Origin of the sequence: Sphingomonas sp. NPDC092440, from assembly GCF_044754985.1 — a bacterium.
GTDB lineage: Bacteria > Pseudomonadota > Alphaproteobacteria > Sphingomonadales > Sphingomonadaceae > Sphingomonas.
Window position 1 is genome coordinate 88,750 of record NZ_JBIVQA010000015.1, and the last position, 21,612, is coordinate 110,361.

Consider the following 21,612-nt stretch of genomic DNA (forward strand, 5'->3'; position numbering starts at 1 on the left):
GCGTACCCCCCTGAACGGGAGCTCGGAGCCGCCAGGCCAAGGAACGGCCGCCCGCCGCCGGGCTTAAGCAAAAAATTTCGCCGCTACGCGCGCACGCGTAGACGCGCCCGGACCAAGGTTGCTGCGGGACACGCAATTTTACGCGGCGTTAACCAAGCCGGCGGCAAAAGGATGGTGTCTCAGGGGGTAACCAATGCGATCCATCGTCCCGTCCGCCGCTGTGCTGCGCCAGAAATATGCTCTCGTCTCGTCGCTGCGCGCCCAGGGTTTCGCCATCGGCACCTGCGAGGACGGCCGGCCGGCCGCCCAGGACCTGTTCCTCGTCGCCGAGGGCGAAGTGCCGCCCGCCGCGGCGCGCACGCTGATCCTGGGCGGCGAAGGCCGCCAGGCGATCGCGTTCGGCGACGGCAATCCGGCTCGGCTCTCCTATACGGCGGAAGACGCCGCGGTCGGCGCCGGCTTCGCCACGGCGCTGCTGCGCGGGCCGCACGAGCCGGTCGCCGCCGATCCCGAGAGCCTGGCGCTGCTGGCGCTGGCCGAGCGGGTCGCCGCGTCGGACATCACCGTGCTGATCAACGGCCCCACCGGCACCGGCAAGGAAGTCCTTGCCCGCGCCATCCACAACGGCTCCGCCCGCCGCGAGGGCCCGTTCGTCGCCATCAACTGCGCCGCGCTGCCCGAGACGATGCTCGAGGCGATGCTGTTCGGCCACCAGAAGGGCGCCTTCACCGGTGCCTCGTCGGGCGGCCAGGGCTTTTTCCGCGCCGCGCATGGCGGCACGCTGCTGCTCGACGAGATCGCCGAGATGCCGCTCAACCTCCAGGCCAAGCTGCTGCGCGTGCTGCAGGAGCGCGAAGTGGTGCCCATCGGCGGCACCCTGCCGGAGAAGGTGGACGTCCGCGTCATTGCCTGCGCCAATCGCGACCTGCAGGGCGAAGTCACCGCCGGCCGCTTCCGCGCCGACCTTTATTACCGCCTCTCGGTCTTCCCGCTGGCCACCAAGGCGCTGGCCGAGCGCCCCGGCGACATCGCCGCGCTCTCGGCCGCGATGGTCGTCCGCCATGCCGGCGGGCGGGGCGCGATGCCGTGGATCTCGAACGCGGCGCTCGATGCGCTCGCCGGCCATGACTGGCCGGGCAATGTCCGCGAGCTCGAGAACGTCATCCAGCGCGCGCTGCTGCTCTGCGGCGGCCGCACCATCGATCCCGAGCATCTGATCTTCGACAGGCCGGCCGCGCGCCGCGTCGAGATCGAGGCGGCGGGCACGCTCTCCAACATCGTCCAGATCCACGAGTTCGCCGCGATCCGCGAGATGCTCGCCGAATGCGGCGGCAGCCGGATCGAGACCGCCAGGCGGCTCGGCATCTCGGAGCGCACGCTGCGCTACCGCCTCGCCAAGGCGCGCGAGCAGGGCGAGAGCATCGACACCGGTAAGGCGAGGGCTTCGGCATGAGCGGCATCGACGGTATCGGCGGCGGCGCGATGAGCATCGACCGGGTCCTGGCGCTCCGCGCCCAGATCCTTGAGCGCAACGCCGCGCTCGCCAAGGCCAACGAGACGCCGGCCGGCACCGTCGCGGGCGCAGCGGGCGGGAAATCCGCGACTTTCGCCGCGTCGATGGAAGACGCCTTCAAGCAGGTCAACCAGGCCCAGAGCCAGGCCGGCGCGCTCTCCGAAGCCTATGAGCGCGGCGAGACGGTCGACATCGCCAAGGTGATGCTCGCCCGCCAGCAGGCCTCGGTCGGCTTCGAGGCGACCCTGCAGGTCCGCAACAAACTCCTGTCCGCCTACAAGGACATCATGAGCATGCCGGTGTAACCCATGAGCAACGCCCTCACCTCCACCGATGCCGCCATCCCGTCCGCCACCGGCCGGCTCGGCGCACCACTCGCCCAGATGCGGGGACTGCTCGCGCAGCCCGCGGTCCGGCGGGCCATGCCGCTGCTCTTCCTGATCGGCCTGGTCGCCGCCGGCTTCCTGGCCTGGTCGCTGGTCTCGACGCCGCCGCAGCGGATTCTGTTCGCCAATGTGAGCGATGCCGACAAGGCGGCGATCACTTCGGCGCTGCAGGGGGCGAGCATCCGCTCGAACATCGACGGGTCGGGCTCGATCACTGTCGCCGAGGATGATTTCCACAAGGCCCGCATGCTGCTCGCCAGCCAGAACCTGCCCAAGGCGGCGCCGGGCGGCTACCAGATCCTCGACCAGCTCCCCATGGGCGTCAGCCGTGCGGTGGAGGGCGAGCGCCTGCGCCAGGCCCGCGAGACCGAGCTGGCCCGCTCGATCGAGGAGATCGATGCGGTCGCCGAGGCGCGCGTCCATCTCGCCACGCCCGAGGCCAGCGTCTTCGTGCGCGACAAGGCGGTGCCCACCGCTTCGGTGATCCTCAAGCTCCAGCCCGGCCGCGCGCTGGGCGATGCGCAGACCCGCGCGATCGTCAATCTCGTCGCCTCGTCGGTTCCCGGCATGGCGCCGGAGAACGTCACCATCGTCGATCAGATGGGCGCCCTGCTCTCCAAGAAGGGCAATGAGGCCAATTCGGCCGGCGACGCCCGCATCGACTATCAGCGCCGCATCGAGGACAAATATCGCGAGCAGCTCGTCCAGCTGCTCACGCCGCTGGTCGGCGCCGGCAACTTCACGGCCGAGGTGCAGGCCGATGTCGACCTGGACGAGAGCCAGGCGACGCGCGAGAGCTATGACAAGGAAGGCGCCGTGCTCGCGGCCGAGCAGGGCGCCTGGACCGGCAGCAAGGACGGCAACGCGCCCGGCGGCATTCCCGGCGCGCTCTCCAACACGCTGCCGCCCGCCAGCACCATCACCGCGCCCAATGCGCAGCCGACGCCCGGCGCGGCGCCCGCTGCCGGTGCCGCGGCCGGCGCGAGCCAGGCCACGCCGCAAAAGCAGAGCGACAGCTTCTCGCGCGCCTATCAGACCGGCAAGCAGGTCTCGGTCACGCGCCAGGCGCCGGGCGGGATCAAGCGCCTTTCGGTCGCGGTGCTGCTGCGCGAGGAGCCGGGCAAGCCGCGCTCGACGGTGGAGATCCAGCAGATCACTCAGCTCGTCCAGGCCGCGATGGGCTATAATCAGGGCCGTGCCGACCAGGTGACGGTGATCAGCCGCAAGTTCACCACCGCCGCCGATGCCGCCGACAAGGGCCCGGCCTGGTACGAGGCCAATTGGGTGCCGCTCGCCGCACGCAACGCGACGGCGCTGGTGATCGCGCTGCTCGTCCTGTTCCTCGGCGTCCGACCGCTCACCAAGGCGCTGCTCAAGAAGCGCGAGGAGCCGGCTTCGGGCAATCGCCCGGCGCTGTCGATGGGCGGCCATGCCGGCGAGGAAGGCGGCCAGGGCGCGCCGCCGGTCTCGATCGACATGCTCGAGGGCGCTCATAACAGCTATGACGAGCGGGTCGGCCTGGTCCGCGGCTTCACCCGCGACAATCCCGCGCGCGCCGCCCTGGCGGTTCGCGACATGATCAAGGCCGACGCGCAATGAACGCCATCCGCAGCTTCAACGGCGTCGAGCGCGCCGCGGTCCTGATGATGCTGGTGGGCGAGGAGGAAGCCGCGGCGATCCTCCAGAAGCTCGATCCGGAGGAAGTGCGCCAGCTCGGCAAGGCGATGTTCAACGTGGCGGACGTCAGCGAGGCCGAGGTCGAGATCGTCCTGGACGATTTCGTCTTCAAGGCACGCGAGCGCACCGGCGTCACGTTCGATCCGGCGCCCAGGATCGAGAGCATCATGACCAGGGCGCTGGGCCCCGAGCGCGCCTCGGGCGTGCTCGCCCGGGTGATGCCGGCCAGCCAGGCCGCCGCGATCGAATGGCTCGACTGGTTCGAGCCCGAGGAGATCGCCGGGATGATCGAGGCGGAGCATCCGCAGATCGCGGCGGTGCTGCTCGCCAATCTCGATCCCGATATCGCCGCCAAGGTGTTCGAGCATTTGCCCGAGGCGGCCCAGCCGCAGATCCTGCGCCGCATCGCCAAGCTGGGCCCGATCCCGCCCGAGGCGATCGAGACGCTGAAGACGATGCTCCAGGGCCGCGCCGGCATGGGCGGGCGCAAGTCGAGCGGCGGGCTCCAGCTGGGCGGCACGCGCGAGGCGGCGAAGATCCTCTCCGGCGCGCGCAAGATCACCGAGCAGCGCGTCATGCCCAAGCTCGCCAAGATCGATCGCGAGGTCGCCCGCGCGATCGAGGAGGCGATGTTCGTCTTCGACAATCTGCTCGAGCTCGACGACAAGAACCTGTCGACGCTCATCCGCAACATCGACACCAACATCCTGGTCAAGTCGCTCAAGGGCGTCGAGGAAGAGGTTCGCGGCCGGTTCCTCGGCTGCATGTCGAGCCGCGCCGCCGATGGCATCCGCGACGAGATCGAAGCGCTGGGGCCGATGAAGATGGCCGATGTGCTCGACGCGCAGAAGGCGATGATCGCGATCGCGCGCGGCCTGGTGAAGGACGGCACGATCCAGATGCCGTCAAAGGGCGGGGACGACGACTATGTCTGATTTCTCGCCGGGATTCGCCGGGCGGATCAGCGCGGCCGGACATGTGCTGGCCCGCGCCTTTGGCGATGGTGCCGGCTTCGCGCCGTCGGATGTCGACCGGATCGGCCGCCGCGTGTTCGCGGAAGTGCCGGCCCAGCCGCGCCACTTCGCGCCGGCCAATCCGGAAGCCAATCCCACCGAGGGCTGGGATCCGTTCACTGCCGATGCCCAGCACCCCGCCGAGCATGGCGCGTTCATCGATCCGATCGCGGCCGCGCACGAGGCGGGCTTTGCCGAGGGGCATGCCGCCGCGCTCGTCGAGGCGGAGGCCGCCAAGGCGCGCGAGATGGCGCTGCTCGACCAGATTTCCGCCGCGCTCGCCAGCGGCGCCCATTTCGACCGTGAGCGCATGGCCGGGCAGCTGCGCCAGACGGTGCTCCACCTGGTCACCAGGCTGGTCGGCGAAGTCGGCGTCGCGCCGGATGTGCTCGCCCAGCGGATCCATGCCGCGGTCGACATGCTGGCCGACAGCGCCGAATCCGCGCTGCTGCGCCTCCATCCCGAGGATGTGCCGTTCGTCCAGGGCAAGCTGCCCGCCACGGTCTTCCCCGTCGGCGATCCGCACGTCCAGCGCGGCGGCTTCGTGATCGAGAGCGCCTCGACCATCGTCGAGGACGGCCCCGACCTGTGGCTCGAGCAACTCGCCCAGGCGATCGACCGCGTGCCGATCCCGCCCGCATGCTGAACCTGTTCACCGAAGACTATCTGGAAGGCCTTGGCCGCAGCGACTTCGTCGCCCGGCCGCGGATCTCCGGCCGGCTCGCTTCCTATGACGGGCTGCTGATGGAGGCCGTGGGGCTGCAGCTGCCGGTCGGCACGGTCTGCGCGATCGGCGATGGCGCCAGCCGGGTCGAGGCCGAAGTGATCGGCTTCCGTTCGGGCAGGACGCTGCTGATGAATCTCGGCGGCCCCGCCGCGCTGCTGCCCAACGCCCCCGTCCGCCCGATCGGCGCGCCGGGCGAGGCCGAGGTCGGCGCCGCGATGCTGGGCCGGGTGGTCGATGGTTCGGGCAAGCCGATCGACGGCCTCGGTCCGATCCGCGGCGCGGGGAAATGGCCGCTGGCCGGCAAGCTCCAGTCGCCGCTCGATCGCGGACGGGTGCTCGAGCCGCTCGATGTCGGCGTGCGCGCGATCAACGGGCTGCTCACCATCGGCCAGGGCCAGCGCGTCGGCATCATGGCGGGGTCGGGCGTCGGCAAGTCGGTGCTGCTCGGCATGATGGTCCGCGCGGCCCAGGCGGACGTGATCGTTATCGGCCTGATCGGCGAGCGCAGCCGCGAAGTCGCCGATTTCCTCGAGACCAAGGTGGCGGGCGAGGCGCGGGCGCGCTCGGTCGTCGTCGCGGTTCCCGCCAATCATTCCCCGGTGCTCCGCATCCGCGGGGCGCTGCGCGCCACCGCCATTGCCGAGGCGTTCCGCGCCGAGGGCAAGAAGGTGCTGCTGATCATGGATTCGCTCACCCGCGTCGCCCATGCCGGGCGCGAGATCGGGCTGGCGCTGGGCGAGCCGGCCTCGGCCCGGGGCTATCCGCCCTCGGCCATCGCGATGCTGCCCAGCCTGATCGAGCGTGCCGGCACCGATGTGCACAGCGGCGGCTCGATCACCGCGATCTATACCGTGCTTGCCGATGGCGACGACGGCAACGATCCGGTGGTGGACAGCGCCCGCTCGATCCTGGACGGCCATATCGTGCTGAGCCGCGCGCTCGCCGAGCGCGGCGTCTATCCGGCGATCGATCTTGGCCCCTCGGTCAGCCGCGTGATGACCGATATCGCGCCTCGCGAGCATGCGGCGGCCGCGCGCGTGCTGCGCCGGCACCTCGCCACCTATGAGGAGAATCGCGACCTGGTGCTGATGGGCGCCTATCGCGCCGGTGCCGATCCGGAGATCGACGCGGCGATCGCCTGCCATCCGGCGGTGATGGAATATATCCGCCAGGGCGCCGACGAGATCGTGACGCTGCCCGATGCCGTGGCCGAGCTGGTCGGCGTGTTCGGCCATGGCTGATCCGATGGCGGTGCCGCCCTTCACAGCCTTTCCAGCGACGCTTCGCATCGCCGGAACCTTGGGCTGCTCCGCCCGCTCCCCTACCTGGCCACCCAACGCCGGTATCCTACGGGTGGCCGGGTGCGGGAGCGGGCCGGTGCCGGAAACCCGATATGCCTAGGTCGGCGAAGAAGCTCGGCCGCCTGCTCCGCGTCCGCACGCTCCAGCTCGACCTGGTCCGTGCCGACGAAGTGCGGGCGCTCGCCAAGGTCGATCAGGAAGCCCGGCTGCGCGATCGCATCGCCAATCTGGCGGCGAACGTGGCGCCGGCGCCCAGCGTTTCCGAATCGGCTTCGAGCCTGGCCGCCGCCGCGCATTTCCGCGAGCGGCTCCACCAGTCCGCCTTCGCCGCCGAGAAGCGCGTCGAAGTGGCCGAGCAGAGCCTGGAGATGGCGCGCGCCGCCACGCGTGAGGCACGGCGCGACCAGAATGCGATCGAGAAGCTGATCACCCGCGCCGAAGCTGATGCCGCGCTCAAGGCATTGCGCGAGCTGGAGCAGCTGCCGCCGATGGGCAGAAATCGGCACGATATTTGCTGAGTGCCTCGTGAACCTTGTTTCACGGGGACCTGAACTTGATCCAGCTCGCTACCGCGCTTCCCGCCATCACCGTGGGGCCCGTCAAGCCGAACGCCGCGATTTCCGCGGATGCGGGCGGCTTCGCGCTGGCGCTCGACGCGCTGATGCCCGGGATCGCGGCGCCTGCCATCCCTTCCCGGGCGCAACCCGGCGAGGCGCCGGTCCTGCCGCCGATGGGGCAGGAATCTGCCGAAGGCGGCAAGGATTTGCCGGATGCCGTGCCTGCGCTCGACAGCAAGGCCGGGGAACAGGCGGGTTCGGACGCCGGGCAGGACGACGATGCGGCTGCCGAGGATGCGCCGCCCCCGCCCTTCGCCTGGTTCGCCGCCGCACCGGCGCCGACGCCTGCGCCCGAGCCAGGCCCCGAAGCCGATGTTTCCTTGCCGACCGTGGGGGGAGACGCCGGCAAGGCGCGGGCGCGTCGCGAGATCGCGTTCCCCGAAGCCGTCGCCGCCGAGACCGGCGCGGCGCCGGACGGCAAGGCGAAGACCGAGCGTGCCGCCGTGCGGAGCGCCGCCGAACCGGCAGCGCCGGTCGCGTCCGAGGTCCGGCCGCAGCCCGAGGCGGCGGCGCAAGCCCCGTCGCCGGGCCGGCGCGGTGCCGAAAGCGCCCCGCCCGTCGCGGCCGCCCCGTCGCGCACCGTGCCGGCGCCAGGCGCCGCACGCGGCAATCCGGCCATCGATCCGGCCACGGCCGACATCGCCGCTGCCGCCGTCGTGCAGGCGGAGCCGGCAAAGGCCGCCGATTCGCCCGGATCCGTGCCGCCGTCGCCCGTGCTCGCCCCGGCGCCGCGCGAACTCCGCCGGGCCGCCGCCGAGGCGCCGGTGGTGCGCATCGCGCTCGACCGGCCGGCACCGCAGCAGAAGGTGTCGATCGCCGATGTGACTCAGGGACGGCGCGAGGCAGCGGCCGCTCCGCCACCGGCCGCCACGCCGCAACCGGGCGCCGCGCTCGAGCCCGCCCGCCGGGGCATCCCGGCCGGGGCGCCGGCCGATTCGCAGCCTGATCTCTCGACGCTGGCTACGCCGGCCACCGGCACCCAGACCGTCATGGCCGCCTCCGCCGCCGGCGTTGCCCAGGACGCCGCGCTCGACATGCGCCACCAGCAATGGACGGCGAAGATGATGGACCGGATCGAGACGCTGCGCGACGCCGCGCCGGCGCGCGAGACTCGGCTGAGCCTGATGCCGGAGGCGCTCGGCAAGGTCGATATCGCGATCCGCCAGGACGATGCCGGCATCCACGTCCAGTTCCATACCGAGAGCCAGGCCGCGCGCCAGCTGATCGCCGATGCCCAGCCCCGGCTGGCGGAGATCGCCGAGCAGCGCGGCATCCGCCTCGGCTCGACCAGCGTCGAATCGAACGCGGCGGGCACCGGAACCGGCACCGGTCCGGGCAATCCGCAGACGGGGCAGGACCAGCGCCACGACGCCGCTCCCAACCGCCACCAGCCCCTGGCGGCGCCCGCCGCCCGCCGCGAGGCGCGGGCTTCCACCCATGACGACGAACGGGTCGCCTGAGACCCCCGGAGATAGATGATGTCCGACGCCAAGACCGAAAGCGCCGACGCGCCGAAGAAGAAGAAAAAGAACCTGCTGCTGCTGGTCGGCCTGCCCGTGCTGCTGCTCGGCGGCGGCGGCGGGGCGGCCTTTTACGGCATGCAGGCCGGCTGGTTCAGCGCGACCGCGCATGCCGAGCAGAATGACGAGCCCCGGCTGGTGCCCAAGAGCGAGGAGAAGCGCGCTTCGGCGAAGGAAGGCGGCGAGGGCGGTCATGGCGACGAAGGCGGCGAAGCGCCCGGCCATGGCGGCAAGCCCACGCCCAAGGGCGAGGGCGGCGACAAATATGCCTCGAGCTATTATCCGATGGAGAAGGAATTCACTTCCAACCTCCAGGACAGCGTCCATTTCGTCCAGGTCGGCATCGCCGTGTCGACGCCCTATGACGAGCGCGTCCTCGAGAACATCAAGACGCACGAGATCGCGATTCGCTCGGCCGTGCTGATGGCGCTTGGCGAGACGACCGAGGACGAGGTGTTCACCGCCGAGGGCAAGCGCCACATCCAGGACCGGCTGGCCAAGGCGATCAACGGCGTTCTGAAGGAAAAGGAAGGCTTTGGCGGCGTTAGTAACGTCTACTTTACCAATTTCATTGTTCAGTGAACGGGCATGGTTAACAGCCCTTCATCAGACGGCACGGCCGAACGGCGGGAACGCCCCCGAGCCAGCGCGGAGCACGCGCCGGCGCTGGGGACGGCCAACCTCAATCCGTTCGGCGATCTCGTCACGCTGCAGCATCTGAGCGCGCGGCTGGCCAAGTCGCTAAAGGGTGCCTTTGAAGGGCTGCTGCGCAAGGATCTGCGCACCTGGGCCGAGCCGCTCTCGGTCCAGCGCTTCGCCGACTACAAGGCGGAGCGCGGCGGCACGCTCTCGGCCTGGCAGCCGCTGGCGATGGGCAATGCCCGCGCCCGGGCCCAGTTCGTGCTCGAGGCCGGGCTGGTCTTCGAGATGCTCGATGCCTTTTTCGGCGGAGACGGCGAGGCGCCGCATCCGCTGCCCGGCGAGTTCACGCCGTCCGCCGAGGCGCTGGTCGGCCGGCTCGCCCAGTCGGCCACCCTGCTGCTCGACCGCGCCTGGGAGCCGCTCTCGCGCATCGCCTTCCGCGTGGAGGCCGCGCCCAATCTCGCCGCCGCGCCCGATTTCGGCGCGGACGACCCCGTCGTCGTCACGCGCTTCGGCCTGGCCGAGGGCGAGGGCCGGCCGCATTTCGTCGACATTCTCTATCCCGTCGCCGCGCTGAAGCCGCACGGCGCCGCGCTGATGGTCAAGGTGCACGGCAACAAGGACGAGGTGGAGCCCGAATGGCGCTCGGGCCTCACCCGCGCGGTGATGGCGGTCACGCTGCCCGTCCGCTCGGTGCTTGCCGAACCGACCATGCCGCTCGGCCGCCTGCTCGAGCTCAAGGAAGGCGACGTCATTCCGATCGATTTCGGCCCCGAGGTTCCGGTGATGGTGGCGAAGCGCCGCCTGGGCACCGGCCTTGTCGGCACCGCCAACGGCCGCGCGGCCGTCCGCCTCACTTCGCTCGAACCGATCAACGCAGAGGACTTCCAATGAACGACATGACGGCCGCATTCCAGGTCGACACTGCCGTCGCCGCCAATTTCCGGCTGCTGCAGGACGTCGACGTCAAGCTGACCGTCGAGATCGGTTCGACCCGGCTGACGCTGCGCGAGCTGCTCGCGCTGGGCGAGAGCAGCGTGATCGAGCTCGATCGCGAGGCCAACGAGCTGCTCGACGTGTTCGTCAACGGTACGCTGATCGGCCGCGGCGAAGTGGTCACGGTCGGCGAGAAGTTCGGCGTGCGGATGACCGAGCTGGTCAGCCCGGACAAGCGCGCGGCCCGCTGATCCCATGACCTGGTACATCCTCAAGCTGATCGTGCTGCTGCCGCTGGTCTGCGGCCTGCTGGTCGGCTGCCTCTATGCCTGGCGCAAGCTTGAATCGCGCCTGCCCCGGAACCAGCAGACCCGCATGGTGCAGCTGAAGGAGACGATGCTGCTCTCCCCCGGCCTGCGCCTCGCCGTCATCGAGTTCGAGGGGCAGAAGCTGCTTGTCTCGGTGAGCCGCAGCGGCGTCACCCTGGTGGACAAGCAGCAATGACGCGGGCGCTCATCCCGGCGCCGCGCACGGTCGGCGGGCGCGCGGCCCTGTTCATCGGGCTGCTCGCCTTTCTGGTGCTCTTTGCCTTCCCGGCCTTCGCCCAGGGCGCCGCCCCGGTCGCGCCCGCCCCGGTCGCCACGCCGGGCGTAGGCGATGCGGTCGACCGCGCGCTCGGCGACCTGGGCGGCGGCAACGCCCCGCTCAGCCTGTCGCTCCAGGTCCTCATCATCATGGGCCTGCTCACGGTGCTGCCGGGCATCCTGCTGATGATGACCAGCTTCACCCGGATCATCATCGTGCTGGCGCTGCTGCGCCAGGCGCTCGGCCTCCAGCAGACCCCGCCCAACCAGGTGCTGATCGGCCTGGCGATGTTCCTGAGCTTCTTCGTGATGGCACCGACGCTGAACACGATGAACGTCAGCGCGATCCAGCCCTATTCGGCCGGCAAGATCGGCGCGACCGAGATGATCGCCAAGTCGGGCGAGGCGCTGCACGGCTTCATGATCAAGCAGACCCGCACCAAGGACGTCACGCTGTTCGCCGGGCTGGCGAAGAGCGGCCCCTATGCCAAGCCGCAGGACGTGCCCTTCTCGGTACTGCTCCCCGCCTTCGTGACCAGCGAGCTCAAGACCGCCTTCCAGATCGGCTTCCTGATCTTCCTGCCCTTCATCGTCATCGATCTCGTCGTCGCCACCGTGCTGATGGCGCTCGGCATGATGATGATGTCGCCGACGATCATCTCGCTGCCCTTCAAGCTGCTGCTCTTCGTCCTGGTCGACGGATGGGCGCTGACGATGGGCTCGCTTGCCTCCAGCTTCGTGAGCTAGCGATGCTGGACGGCACCGCCCTTCACAGCCTTTCCAGCGATGCTTCGCATCGCCGGAACCTTGGGCTGCTCCGCCCGCTCCCCCACCCGGCCATCCAGCCAGGCTATCTTATGGGTGGCCGGGTGGGGGAGCGGGCTGGTACCGCGAAGGATTAGACGCATGGACGCCGATTATTTCCTTACCGTCGGCCGCGAGGCGATGTGGGTGCTGGCGCTCGCCGCCACGCCGATCCTGGTGCCGGCGCTGCTCGCGGGCCTGGTGCTCGGCATGGTCCAGGCGGCCACGTCGATCCAGGAGCAGACGCTCACCTTCGTGCCCAAGCTGATCGTGGTAGCGCTCAGCCTGATCATCTTCGGCTCGATGATCATGGGGCTGCTCGGCGATTTCACCACGAGCATCTTCGAGCGCATCCCGGACCTGGTGAAGTGATTCTGTCGCCGGACCGATCCTCCCTCTCCCACAAGGGGAGAGGGAATTAGATGATGGGCTTCGGCCTCTCGATCGAGCCGCAGCTCTGGGCATTGCTGTTCGCCATGGTGCGGATCGGCGCGGCCTTCGTCGCGGCGCCGGTGTTCAGCGCGGTGGCGATCCCGCTGCCGGCGCGCATCGCGCTCACCGGTGCGATCGGCGTGCTGGTGATGAACGTCGCCCACATCGCGCCGCCGGCCGAGATCTTCTCGCTCACCACGTTCCTCGCCATCGCGGCGGAAGCGCTGATCGGCCTCGCCATGGGCTTCGTCCTCCAGGTCGCCTTCGCCGCGCCGATGGTGGCGAGCGAAGTGATCTCGATGTCGATGGGCCTGGGCTTCGCCAATGCGGTCGACCCGGCGAGCGGCCATGCCACGCCGGCGATCGGCACTTTCCTGTCGCTGATGCTGACGCTGATCTTCCTGTCGCTCGACGGGCATCTCGTCCTCGTCGAGCTGGTGGTGCGCAGCTATCAGGTGATGCCGCCCGGCGCCTGGATCGCGCCCGAGCGGCTGCTCGGCATCGCGATGTTCGGCGGCTATACCTTCCTCGCCGGGCTGCTGCTCTCGCTGCCGATCGGCTTCCTGCTGCTCTGCCTCAACCTGATCGTCGGCATGCTGAGCCGTGCGGCGCCTGCGCTCAACCTGTTCGCGGTGGGCCTGCCCGCCAGCCTGTTGTTCGGCGTGGTCGCGCTGCTGCTCGCGCTGCCCGCCATGGGCGATTATCTCGTCGTCATCATCCGCGAGGCGCTCGTGATGATGCCGCAGCTGGTGCTCGGCTGATGTCGGAGTCCGGCGGCGAAAAGACGGAAGCCCCGACACCCAAGCGCAAGCGCAAGGCTGCGGACGAGGGGCAGATCCTCAGCTCGAAGGATTTCGGCACTGCGCTGATCGTGCTGCTCGGCTGCGCCTGGATGGCGATGCTGGGACCCGCGCTGATCCGCGCGTGCAAGGAAGTGATGGTCGGCAGCTTCAGCTTCGGGCGGGCGGATATCGAGGATTTCGAGCCCTGGCGCCCGCTGGCCGAGGCGGGATGGAAGCTCGCGCTGCCGATCGGCGGGCTGCTGCTGGTCGCGGTCGTCGGCGCGGTGCTCAGCCATGCCGGGCTCGCCGGGCTGCGCTGGAACTCGAAGCTGTTCGCGCCCAAGGCCTCGCGCATCAATCCGGGCTCGGGCCTCAAGCGCATCTTCGGCCCCACCGGCTGGATCGAGATGGGCAAGGCGCTGCTCAAGGTGGTGCTGCTCGGCAGCATCGGCACCTGGCTGCTCTGGTCGCTCACGCGCCGCTCGCTCGGGCTGGTCGAGGCCGACCTGCACGGCGCGATCGGCGCGATGGGCGGCGAGTTCCTGATGCTGCTCTTCGTCATGGCCGGCGGGCTGATGCTGATCGCGGGCATCGACCTGCCGATCCAGATCCTCCGGCACATGAACCGGCTGCGCATGACCAAGCAGGAAGTGAAGGACGAGCACAAGGAAAGCGAAGGCTCGCCCGAGGCCAAGGCGGCGCAGCGCCAGCGCCAGCGCCAGATCCTGAAGGGCGGCTTCCGCAAGGCGGTGGAGACCGCGCATGTCGTGATCACCAACCCGACGCACTTCGCCGTGGCGCTGCGCTACGAACAGGGCCGGGACCAGGTGCCGGTGGTGGTGGCCAAGGGGCGCGGCGCCACCGCGCTGGCGATCCGCGAGCTGGCCGGCGAGCTGGAAGTGCCGATCCTCGAATATCCGCAGCTCGCCCGCGCGGTCTATTACACCAGCCGCGAGAATCAGGAGATCCGCGACGATCTCTACATGGCGGTGGCGACGGTGCTTGCCTTCGTCTTCCAGGTCAGCCGCCGGGCCGGCGCGGTCCAGCCGGCGATCACGGTGCCCGAGACGGCACTTTTCGACGAGAACGGCCTGAAACAGGCGCGCGCGCACTAAAGGCGCGGCGGCGGCGGCCGTTTACCGGGAGAGCAGGGGGACGAGATGGCCGTCGAATCGATCGCAAAGACGCTGGGCACCGGATCGGGGATCGACATCACCGCGCTGGTCCAGTCGCTCGTCGACAACAGCTTCGCCAACAAGAACCAGGCGCTCACCAGCAAGGGCACTGCGCTCACCACGCAGATTTCCACCGTGGGGACGATCAAGAGCAACATCACCGACTTCGCCTCGGCGCTCGCGTCGCTCACCAGCTCGGGCTCGCTCGCGACCCAGCCGACCAGCTCGAACACGGGCATCCTCGGCATCACCCGCCTGTCGGGCGCCGATCTCGCCGGCCTCAGCGCGACGATGGAGGTGCGCCAGCTCGCTCAGGGCCAGGTTTCCAGCTCGCCGTCCTTCAGCGGCGGCAGCGGCTCGGTGGTGGGGGCGGGCACGCTCACGCTCACTTTCGGCTCCGCGACGGTGGCCGATGGCGCGATGACCGGCTTCACCGCCGGCACGGCCACGCCGATCGACATCACCATCGATTCGCCCAACGCGACGCTTTCGGATGTCGCCGCCGCGATCAACGCCAAGAAAGCCGGCGTCACCGCGACGATCCTGAGCGATTCGAACGGCGCCCGGCTGGTGCTCAAGAGCGGCACCGGCTCGTCCCAGGCCTTCACGCTGAGCGGCACCGACGGCCTCGCCCAGCTCGCGGTCGGCCCCGGCGCCGGCGGGTCGACGATCAACGCGGCCGCGCAGGACGCCCGGGTCGCGCTCGACGGCGTCGAGGCGAAATATCCGACCAACAGCATCACCACGATGATTCCCGGCGCACGGATCGACCTGGTATCGGCCGCGGTCGGCACCAAGGTGATGATCGGTGCCAGCGCGCCGACCAGCGCGATCAGCCAGGCGGTCGCCAATTTCGTCGAAACCTACAATCAGGTGTTCAAGGCGGTGCAGCAGGCGACCGACCCGATCAACGGCCCGCTCAAGTCCGATCCGGCGGCGAAGCAGCTGCTCCAGCAGCTCAAGCGGCTGACGCTCAGCCCGCTCGTCCCCGGCGCAGGCAAGAACGCGCCCTCCGCGCTCGCCGATCTCGGCGTGAAGACCAATCGCGACGGCACGCTCAGCCTCGATACGGCGCGTCTCTCCAAGGTGCTGACCACCTATCCGAACGACGTCGAGAAGATGTTCACGGAGAATGCCGGCCTCTCCAAGGCGCTTTCCGACGTCGCGACGATCGCCACGAGCACGAAGACCGGCCTGGGCGCGAGCGCCGACAAGTACGGCAAGGCGCAGGACGCGCTCGCGGACGAGAAGACCAAGATCGCGGCGGATAGCCAGAAGATGCGCGACCGCATGACCCAGCAGTTCGCGGCGATGGATGCGAAGGTCGCGGCCTACAAGTCGACCCAGACCTTCCTCAAGCAGCAGATCGATTCCTGGAACGCGAAGAGCTGATGCGGTACGCCTCGGCGCTCGCCGCCAATCCCGCCGACACCTATCGCCAGATCGACATTGTCGGCCGGACGGCCGGCGGCGATCCGCACGCGCTGGTCGGGCTGCTCTACGAAGAGGGCATTGCGGCACTGCGCACGGCGGCCTGGGCAGTGGAGCGCGGCAATTATTCGGTGCGGGGCGAGCGCGTCGCGCGGGCCACCGCGATCCTGTTCGCGCTCGAAGCGGGGCTGGACTTCGACCGGGGCGGCGAAGTCGCCCGGACGCTCGCCACTTTCTACCACGGGCTGCGCGGCGAGATCCTGCAGGCCGCGACCGGCACCGATCCCGCCCCGTTCCGCGAGGCGGCGAACAGCCTGGACGAGATCGCCCGCGCCTGGAGCAGCCTGAAGGCGGGCTAGGCACCCGCCTCGATCCGCAGATACCCATGGCGACCCAGGACATGTCATGGCCGGAAGATAGGCCGGCAAAGGGCGGGCCGCCCGCGGCGACCCACCCTCTCTCGTCACTTCGTTCGAGCGCGCGCGAACCGGCTCGCGAAGCCGTCGAGCGGCAGCGTGAACTCTTCCTCGCGCACAAAGGCGGCGTCGCTGAGCTCCGGCTTTTCCTTCGCCTTGTAGAAGGCCGAATAGGTTGGAAGCTGTGCCGCGTTGCTCTTGTACAGCGTCGAATAGGTGCTGACGACGATACGCGGTGCAGCACCGCCCAGTTCGAAGCGCATCAGGCGCAGCCAGCCGTCACCAATGCCCAGTCCCGGCCGCGGCTTCACGCCGGGCGCGGCCTGGATCAGGGATTGGTGGCGGTCCTGATAATCGGCCAGCACCTGGTGGACATCATGGCCCATCGCGTTCTTGTCGACCCGGTGCGCCTGGCCGTGCTGGTGACCGCTCAGCACCAGGAAGATCTGGTCGTGCCGCGAAAGGAACTTGGCCCACAGGTCCTCGGCGTTGTTGTGCTCGGGATGCACTGCCTTGAAGTCCACGGCGGACACTGGCTCGCGCTTGCCCGCCGGGCTCAAATGGTCGTGGACGGTGATGATCGTGGGCAGGCCGGGATGGGCCTTCATTTGCGTTTCCGCCCAGGCCAGGACGTCGTCGGCCGGCGCCATCTCCAGCCCGATGTGCAGGAAGCGATAGCCGCCCGCGGTCAACAGGGCCGCGCTGTTGGCCCCGCCATTATAGCTGCCGACATACCAGGGCTTGCCCTTGAAGAAGGTGCTGTCCTTGCCGAACACGGCGTTGAAGTTCGCCAGGCCGCCATAATGGAGCTGGCCATAGGGATATTTGCTGGCGCCCGGATTGCGGTAATCCTCGGCGGGCGGGAAGCGGCTGTCGGACCAGTTGGCGTCATAGTCGTGATTGCCGGGCACCACCGCAAAGGGCAGCTTTCCGGCGATCATGCCATAACCCTTGCGGGCGATCGGCATCTCGACGGTGACTGCGCGTTGATCCGGCGCGAGAATGGAGTCGGCCAGCTTGTTGGGAATGGCCTTGAGCCCCATCCGGGCATGGGCGTCGTCCATCCTGCCCGTCGCATGCTGCCAGACGTCGCCGACGCCGACAGCGAAGGCGATCTCGCCACCCTCGGACTGCGCATTGCGGGCGATATAGGCCATCTGATCATAGAAGATCTCGCGCGCATCGAAGGGGAAACCCGCTTCGGTCTGATGCGCATAGTCGAGATAATTCTGGGTGTCCGGGATCACCGCGATGGTGAAGCTGCCGGGGTCGTGCTTGGCGGCCTGTTGCGCGGTGACCGGCGCGATGCTTGCCGCCGAGCTCAAGGCCAGCGCCAGCAGCGCGGCGCAATGTTGAAAGCGCATTCCTGGTTCCTTCTTCAGAATTGCAGGTTCGCGCCGGCGCCGAAGACGCGCGGCGAGCCCGAGAGCCGGTTGGTGGCGGTGATGTCGGTGTAATAGATTTGGTCGGTCAGGTTGCGGCCATAGACGAAGAAGCCCAGCCCGCTCTGGGTCAGCCTCAGGTCGAGCCGCGCGTTGAGCAGCGTATAGGCCGGCGCTTCAGTCCCCGGCGTATTGTTCAGGCGCTTGAACTCGCTGCTCTTGTGGCGCGCGTCGACGGTCGCCGTCAGGGTCCACGCATCGGCGACATAGCTGTAGGCGGCCTGGGCGTTGCCGGAGAATTTCGGCGAGGCCGGCAGGTCGTTGCCCAGATTGACGGCGACGATGGCGGGGTTGGAGGAGTCGAACTTCAGGATCTTCGAGGCGGGGAGCGTCAATCCGCCATCGAGCTTCAGGCGGTGGGGGCCGGAACGCAGCAGCGTGGCGCCGGCGGCGATGTCGACGCCGTAGACGCGCGCCTCGGCGACATTCGTGCGGACGTTGGCCGGCGTCGTCGTGCCCGGGATGAGCGTCGTGGTATTGGCCTGAAGATCGTCGAACTTGTAGTAGAAGCCATCGATATTGAGGAACAGGCCGCCCGCGCCGGAGAATTTGAACCCGGCCTCATAGGCCAGGACATTCTCCGATTTGAACGGCAGCGCCTCGACGGCGCTCCAGATCGTCGAACCGTCGAAGCCGCCGGCCTTGTAGCCCTTGCCGAACGAAGCCCAGAGGTTGGTGTTGTCGGTGGGGCGGAACGAAAGCGTGGCGCGTCCCGACAGATTGTCTTCGTCGAAATCCTGGTCGAAGACCACGGGCACGCTCGGCAGGGCGATCCGTACGATCGAGATGCCCAGCGGATTGGTGTCGGTCGTGGCGCCGGCGAAGTTGGCAGTGTCGGCGGTGTAGCGCAGGCCGCCCGAAAGCGTGATGCGCGAGGTGAGCTTCAGGTCCGCCTGGCCGAACACCGCCTTGCTTTCGCGCTCCTGATCATAGTCGCTCATCAGGGTGCTGCCGAGCTGGTCCGTGGAGATCAGATCGGTGCGGAAGTCGACCTTGTCCTTGATGTAATAGCCACCGATGACCCAATCGATCGGGCCCTTGTCGCGGTGCGACAGGCGGGCCTCGAGTGAATGCTGCCGGATGCGGTCGGCAAAGTTGAAGTCCCAGATACGTGCGGGCGTGCCAAAGCCTTCGCCTTCCACATAGCGGTCCGCCGCCTGGTAGCCGCCGACCAGGTCGAGCGTTATCGCCTCGCCGAGCTTTTGCGAGAACGAGGCGGAGACGCCCCAGAGGTCGATCGAGCGGTTCGGATAGCGATCGGAGTAGAAGGTATAGGGGTCGTTGTCGGGTTCGACGAAGCCCAGGTTGGACACGCCGCCGCGCGAATCCGGCATCTGGGTCTCGCCGCGATCGCGGCTGCCGAACAGCTTCAGGACCAGATGGGTGTCGGCTGAGAATTCGGCGTCGAGCGTGGCCCGACCGGCGAACAGGTCGCGGTCGCCCCAGCCGTCGCGGGTGCCCGGGTCGGAAATCGCGGGCGCGCCGCGGAAGGGGGCGACGCCTGCGAGCGCGCCGGCGCCCTTGCCCTTCTGGAAGCCGCCGCCCTGGTCGACGAGGCCGGCCAGACGCAGGCCGATCCCCGGAGCGATCGGAATGCCGACCGCGCCTTCCAGCCTCCCGCGATCGAAGCTCTCATACTGGCCGGTGACGTAGCCGTTGAGTTCGTCGCTCTTGGAGCGCGTGATCAGGTTGATCACGCCGGCCGTGCTGTTGCGGCCATAAAGCGTGCCCTGCGGCCCCTTCAGCACCTCGACGCGTTCGACGTCGAAGAAGGGCATGATCAAAAAGGCGTTGGACGACTGGTAGATGTTATCGACGTGCAGCGCCACGGAAGGACTGCCGTTCGGGCGATAGTCATCCGATCCGCCAACCCCGCGGATGCTGATCACCTTCGACGCCGCGCCGCCATAGTCGGCCGTGATGCTGACCCCCGGAATCTGTTCGACCAGGCCTTCGAAATCGGAGACGCCGCGCTCGGCGATGCGTTCGCCGCTGATTACCGAGATCGGGGCGGCCACGTCCAACAGGCGCGTTTCGCGCTTCTCGGCGGTGACCACAATCTCATCGACGGCGTCCGGTTCGGATTGGGCCTGGGCCGCGGTGCTGCAGGCGCTCGCAACGATCGTGGCGGCGGTGAGGAGTCTCGTCCTTGTGCTTCGCAATCTCATTGTGTGGCGACTCTCTTTCATTGTGGGATGGCTCCCGGAAATCGACGCAGATCCTCTCCATCCCGCCGCTCGACCAGGAGCGGCAGGTTGCCTGTGATGTTGGGGGTTGCCTGGGGCTCGCCCGTGGATTGTCAGGTTTTCAGCTGCTTCCCACCCGGACGGACCGGCTCTAGGACCATGAATTATGGTGGGCGCCAAAAAACTAGATGGCCGTCTAGTTTTTGATTGTTACTAGGATTTGACACTTGGCGAATGAGATCGAAAAATGGCGGGAGTTGCCGGCGCGGGGAGGCGCCGACGCGACCGACATGGCGCTCGGCAAGCAGCGGCGCACACGGCGGCGCCTGCTCGGCTTTGCCCTGGAGCTCTTCGCCCGCCAGGGGTACCAGAACACGACCGCGGCCGAGATCGCGGCGGCCGCAGGCGTTTCCCGCGCCACCTTCTTTCTGCATTTCCCTACCAAGGCGGCCCTGGTCGGCGAGCTCAGCCGGGAACTCGCCGAGCTATGGGAAGCCGAGCCGGCCCCCCAGGGCGAGCGGGCGGTCGAAGCGATCCGCCGCTTCCTTGTCTTTCTGTTCCGAGAAGCCGGCGACGAAACAGTCGGTTCGGCGTCCGTCGGTGCTCTGGCGCTCGATTTCTTTGCGACATATGGAACGGATATGAGCGCCGGAATCGGCGCCGGCACGCTACACGATCGCATCACCGCGCTGATCACCCGTGCGCAGGCCGAAGGCGATTGGAGCACCACCTGGTCGGCGACCACGCTTGGGCACATACTGCTCATCTCGTACAACCTCGTCCGGCCCGACCTCAAGGACCGTACACCTGAGGGTGCGGCCGATGCCCTGGTCGCACTTCTTACCTTCGGCGCGCAGGAGCCCGTGGCGCTGCCATAGACGAAGGCGGCGCATGGGCATGGTCATGAACGTTCGGAGCTGGCGTCAGCGCCATGCGTTCAGGCCCAGCGGGCGAGGATGTCGGCCACGGCTTCGTCCATCGGCGGCGTCGCTTCGGCCGGCGTGCCCGAGAAGCGCGGCGCCGGCACCGGCTGCATCGCGCCGTCCCGCACGGCGAAGGTACCGCGCGCGCGATTGTGCGGATGGAGCGGCGCCTCGGTGAGCGAGAGCACCGGCGTCACGCAGCCCTCGCTCGCTTCGAACAGCGCCGCCCATTCGTCGCGCCCGCGCGAGGCGAAGGCGGCGGCGAGTGCCTCGGCCAGGGCCGGCCAGCAGGCCCGGTCATATTGGTCGAACCCGTGCGGCGCGATGCCGAGCCCCTCGCAGAGCGCGCGAAAGCCCTGGGGCTCGAGCGCGCCGACTGCCACATGCCGTCCGTCGGCACAGGCATAGCAGCGATAATAGGGGGCCCCCCCGTCGACCATGTTCGCCGCCCGCGCGTCGGCCCAGCGGCCCGAGGCGTGGAGCGCATAATAGAGCGACATCATCGAAGCGGCGCCGTCCACCTGCGCCGCCTCGATCACCTGGCCGCGGCCGGTCGCCTGGGCGGCGAGGATCGCGGAGACCAGGCCGAGCGCGAGGAACAGCGATCCGCCGGCATAGTCGCCGATCAGGTTGAGCGGGGGCACCGGCGCGGCAGCGGGGCCGATGGCGTGCAGCGCGCCCGACAGCGCGAGATGGTTGATGTCGTTGCCCGGCGTGCCGGCGAGCGGACCTTCGCGCCCCCAGCCGCTGGCGCGGGCATAGACGAGGCGCGGATTGAGCGCGAGGCAGCGGGCCGGATCGAGCCCCACCTGCTCGGCGACGCCGGGGCGATAGCCTTCGATCACGCCGTCCGCCTGCGCGATCAGCGCGAGCGCCTGCTCGCGTCCCGCCGCCTGGCTCAGGTCGAGCGACACTTGCGAGCGGCCGCGATAGAGGTTCGCTGCCACCGCGCTGCCTTCGCTCCCGGGCCGGCGGATCCGCACGACGTCGCAGCCCAGATCGGCGAGCAGCATGCCCGCGAACAGCACCGCGCCGGGCATGTCGAGCTCGACGATGCGCACGCCCGCCAGGGGCCCGTGCGTAGCTGCAACCATCATGTCCCCCA

General features: G+C 69.0%; 22 protein-coding genes. 19 read left to right on the forward strand and 3 right to left on the reverse strand.

The window, feature by feature from the left end; translation table 11 throughout:
* Positions 1–193: 193 nt before the first annotated feature.
* The 18 genes from ACIQCS_RS20570 (at position 194) to fliS (ending at position 15,899) form a co-directional block, all read left to right on the forward strand.
* A complete protein-coding gene (locus tag ACIQCS_RS20570) occupies positions 194–1,453 on the forward strand; it encodes a sigma 54-interacting transcriptional regulator (RefSeq protein ID WP_345849398.1) in 1,260 nt (419 codons plus the stop codon).
* Positions 1,450–1,818 (forward strand): flagellar hook-basal body complex protein FliE, encoded by a 369-nt coding sequence (fliE, locus tag ACIQCS_RS20575; protein WP_345849397.1) that lies wholly within the window; start codon positions 1,450–1,452, stop codon positions 1,816–1,818. Before ACIQCS_RS20570 ends, fliE begins: the two co-directional genes overlap by 4 nt.
* A gap of 3 nt (positions 1,819–1,821) precedes the next feature.
* Complete coding sequence (gene fliF, locus ACIQCS_RS20580) at positions 1,822–3,498, forward strand: flagellar basal-body MS-ring/collar protein FliF (protein ID WP_345849395.1); 1,677 nt, start codon at positions 1,822–1,824, stop codon at positions 3,496–3,498.
* A complete protein-coding gene (gene fliG / locus ACIQCS_RS20585) occupies positions 3,495–4,511 on the forward strand; it encodes a flagellar motor switch protein FliG (protein ID WP_345849392.1) in 1,017 nt (338 codons plus the stop codon). The genes fliF and fliG overlap by 4 nt, the downstream gene beginning before the upstream one ends.
* The gene (locus tag ACIQCS_RS20590; RefSeq protein WP_345849391.1) at positions 4,504–5,235 is read left to right on the forward strand and encodes a FliH/SctL family protein; all 732 of its coding nucleotides are present in this window, start codon (positions 4,504–4,506) and stop codon (positions 5,233–5,235) included. The genes fliG and ACIQCS_RS20590 overlap by 8 nt, the downstream gene beginning before the upstream one ends.
* Positions 5,229–6,557, forward strand: coding sequence for a FliI/YscN family ATPase (locus tag ACIQCS_RS20595; protein WP_345849389.1), 1,329 nt, complete (start codon positions 5,229–5,231; stop codon positions 6,555–6,557). Before ACIQCS_RS20590 ends, ACIQCS_RS20595 begins: the two co-directional genes overlap by 7 nt.
* A 152-nt stretch (positions 6,558–6,709) precedes the next feature.
* Positions 6,710–7,135, forward strand: coding sequence for a hypothetical protein (locus ACIQCS_RS20600; RefSeq protein WP_280281363.1), 426 nt, complete (start codon positions 6,710–6,712; stop codon positions 7,133–7,135).
* 35 nt (positions 7,136–7,170) lie between these two features.
* Positions 7,171–8,694, forward strand: a complete 1,524-nt coding sequence (locus ACIQCS_RS20605; RefSeq protein WP_345849387.1) for a flagellar hook-length control protein FliK — start codon at positions 7,171–7,173, stop codon at positions 8,692–8,694.
* Positions 8,695–8,712: 18 nt separating this feature from the next.
* Positions 8,713–9,336, forward strand: a complete 624-nt coding sequence (fliL, locus tag ACIQCS_RS20610; RefSeq protein WP_345849386.1) for a flagellar basal body-associated FliL family protein — start codon at positions 8,713–8,715, stop codon at positions 9,334–9,336.
* Between the two features lie 6 nt (positions 9,337–9,342).
* The gene (locus tag ACIQCS_RS20615; protein ID WP_345849384.1) at positions 9,343–10,290 is read left to right on the forward strand and encodes a flagellar motor switch protein FliM; all 948 of its coding nucleotides are present in this window, start codon (positions 9,343–9,345) and stop codon (positions 10,288–10,290) included.
* Positions 10,287–10,583, forward strand: coding sequence for a flagellar motor switch protein FliN (gene fliN / locus ACIQCS_RS20620; protein WP_280281367.1), 297 nt, complete (start codon positions 10,287–10,289; stop codon positions 10,581–10,583). The genes ACIQCS_RS20615 and fliN overlap by 4 nt, the downstream gene beginning before the upstream one ends.
* 4 nt (positions 10,584–10,587) lie before the next feature.
* Positions 10,588–10,836 (forward strand): flagellar biosynthetic protein FliO, encoded by a 249-nt coding sequence (locus tag ACIQCS_RS20625; protein WP_086127677.1) that lies wholly within the window; start codon positions 10,588–10,590, stop codon positions 10,834–10,836.
* On the forward strand, positions 10,833–11,663 hold the full coding sequence (gene fliP, locus ACIQCS_RS20630; RefSeq protein ID WP_294049991.1) for a flagellar type III secretion system pore protein FliP: 831 nt from the start codon (positions 10,833–10,835) through the stop codon (positions 11,661–11,663). The genes ACIQCS_RS20625 and fliP overlap by 4 nt, the downstream gene beginning before the upstream one ends.
* A gap of 159 nt (positions 11,664–11,822) precedes the next feature.
* Positions 11,823–12,092 (forward strand): flagellar biosynthesis protein FliQ, encoded by a 270-nt coding sequence (gene fliQ / locus ACIQCS_RS20635; RefSeq protein ID WP_086127675.1) that lies wholly within the window; start codon positions 11,823–11,825, stop codon positions 12,090–12,092.
* 50 nt (positions 12,093–12,142) lie between these two features.
* Positions 12,143–12,913, forward strand: a complete 771-nt coding sequence (gene fliR, locus ACIQCS_RS20640; protein WP_401531606.1) for a flagellar biosynthetic protein FliR — start codon at positions 12,143–12,145, stop codon at positions 12,911–12,913.
* A complete protein-coding gene (locus ACIQCS_RS20645) occupies positions 12,913–14,049 on the forward strand; it encodes a flagellar type III secretion system protein FlhB (protein ID WP_345849372.1) in 1,137 nt (378 codons plus the stop codon). Before fliR ends, ACIQCS_RS20645 begins: the two co-directional genes overlap by 1 nt.
* Positions 14,050–14,094: 45 nt before the next feature.
* Positions 14,095–15,501, forward strand: a complete 1,407-nt coding sequence (gene fliD, locus ACIQCS_RS20650; RefSeq protein WP_345849370.1) for a flagellar filament capping protein FliD — start codon at positions 14,095–14,097, stop codon at positions 15,499–15,501.
* Positions 15,501–15,899 carry a flagellar protein FliS gene (gene fliS / locus ACIQCS_RS20655; RefSeq protein ID WP_345849367.1) on the forward strand — a complete coding sequence of 133 codons (399 nt, stop codon included), beginning with the start codon at positions 15,501–15,503 and terminating at the stop codon, positions 15,897–15,899. Before fliD ends, fliS begins: the two co-directional genes overlap by 1 nt.
* A gap of 104 nt (positions 15,900–16,003) precedes the next feature.
* Here fliS and ACIQCS_RS20660 read toward each other — a convergent pair whose 3' ends face one another.
* Together ACIQCS_RS20660 and ACIQCS_RS20665 are read right to left on the reverse strand one after the other, a co-directional pair.
* Positions 16,004–17,320: a metallophosphoesterase gene (locus ACIQCS_RS20660; protein ID WP_345849366.1), complete on the reverse strand. Its 1,317-nt coding sequence runs from the start codon at positions 17,318–17,320 to the stop codon at positions 16,004–16,006.
* A 14-nt stretch (positions 17,321–17,334) separates the two neighbouring features.
* Positions 17,335–19,566, reverse strand: a complete 2,232-nt coding sequence (locus ACIQCS_RS20665; protein WP_401531609.1) for a TonB-dependent receptor — start codon at positions 19,564–19,566, stop codon at positions 17,335–17,337.
* A gap of 245 nt (positions 19,567–19,811) precedes the next feature.
* On the opposite strand from ACIQCS_RS20665, the gene ACIQCS_RS20670 reads away from it, so the two are divergent.
* Positions 19,812–20,462 (forward strand): TetR/AcrR family transcriptional regulator, encoded by a 651-nt coding sequence (locus ACIQCS_RS20670; RefSeq protein ID WP_345849364.1) that lies wholly within the window; start codon positions 19,812–19,814, stop codon positions 20,460–20,462.
* A 59-nt stretch (positions 20,463–20,521) separates the two neighbouring features.
* Here the strand turns inward: ACIQCS_RS20670 and ACIQCS_RS20675 are convergent, their stop codons facing one another.
* Positions 20,522–21,601: a CaiB/BaiF CoA-transferase family protein gene (locus ACIQCS_RS20675; protein WP_345849362.1), complete on the reverse strand. Its 1,080-nt coding sequence runs from the start codon at positions 21,599–21,601 to the stop codon at positions 20,522–20,524.
* Between the last annotated feature and the right edge of the window lie 11 nt (positions 21,602–21,612).

Bases quoted from the DNA above. Each gene is read 5' to 3' on its own strand.
- ACIQCS_RS20570 (WP_345849398.1), top strand. From the start codon at position 194: ATGCGATCCATCGTCCCGTCCGCCGCTGTGCTGCGCCAGAAATATGCT.
- fliE (WP_345849397.1), top strand. From the start codon at position 1,450: ATGAGCGGCATCGACGGTATCGGCGGCGGCGCGATGAGCATCGACCGG.
- fliF (WP_345849395.1), top strand. From the start codon at position 1,822: ATGAGCAACGCCCTCACCTCCACCGATGCCGCCATCCCGTCCGCCACC.
- fliG (WP_345849392.1), top strand. From the start codon at position 3,495: ATGAACGCCATCCGCAGCTTCAACGGCGTCGAGCGCGCCGCGGTCCTG.
- ACIQCS_RS20590 (WP_345849391.1), top strand. From the start codon at position 4,504: ATGTCTGATTTCTCGCCGGGATTCGCCGGGCGGATCAGCGCGGCCGGA.
- ACIQCS_RS20595 (WP_345849389.1), top strand. From the start codon at position 5,229: ATGCTGAACCTGTTCACCGAAGACTATCTGGAAGGCCTTGGCCGCAGC.
- ACIQCS_RS20600 (WP_280281363.1), top strand. From the start codon at position 6,710: ATGCCTAGGTCGGCGAAGAAGCTCGGCCGCCTGCTCCGCGTCCGCACG.
- fliL (WP_345849386.1), top strand. From the start codon at position 8,713: ATGTCCGACGCCAAGACCGAAAGCGCCGACGCGCCGAAGAAGAAGAAA.
- ACIQCS_RS20615 (WP_345849384.1), top strand. From the start codon at position 9,343: ATGGTTAACAGCCCTTCATCAGACGGCACGGCCGAACGGCGGGAACGC.
- fliN (WP_280281367.1), top strand. From the start codon at position 10,287: ATGAACGACATGACGGCCGCATTCCAGGTCGACACTGCCGTCGCCGCC.
- ACIQCS_RS20625 (WP_086127677.1), top strand. From the start codon at position 10,588: ATGACCTGGTACATCCTCAAGCTGATCGTGCTGCTGCCGCTGGTCTGC.
- fliP (WP_294049991.1), top strand. From the start codon at position 10,833: ATGACGCGGGCGCTCATCCCGGCGCCGCGCACGGTCGGCGGGCGCGCG.
- fliQ (WP_086127675.1), top strand. From the start codon at position 11,823: ATGGACGCCGATTATTTCCTTACCGTCGGCCGCGAGGCGATGTGGGTG.
- fliR (WP_401531606.1), top strand. From the start codon at position 12,143: ATGATGGGCTTCGGCCTCTCGATCGAGCCGCAGCTCTGGGCATTGCTG.
- ACIQCS_RS20645 (WP_345849372.1), top strand. From the start codon at position 12,913: ATGTCGGAGTCCGGCGGCGAAAAGACGGAAGCCCCGACACCCAAGCGC.
- fliD (WP_345849370.1), top strand. From the start codon at position 14,095: ATGGCCGTCGAATCGATCGCAAAGACGCTGGGCACCGGATCGGGGATC.
- fliS (WP_345849367.1), top strand. From the start codon at position 15,501: ATGCGGTACGCCTCGGCGCTCGCCGCCAATCCCGCCGACACCTATCGC.
- ACIQCS_RS20660 (WP_345849366.1), bottom strand. From the start codon at position 17,320: ATGCGCTTTCAACATTGCGCCGCGCTGCTGGCGCTGGCCTTGAGCTCG.
- ACIQCS_RS20665 (WP_401531609.1), bottom strand. From the start codon at position 19,566: ATGAGATTGCGAAGCACAAGGACGAGACTCCTCACCGCCGCCACGATC.
- ACIQCS_RS20675 (WP_345849362.1), bottom strand. From the start codon at position 21,601: ATGGTTGCAGCTACGCACGGGCCCCTGGCGGGCGTGCGCATCGTCGAG.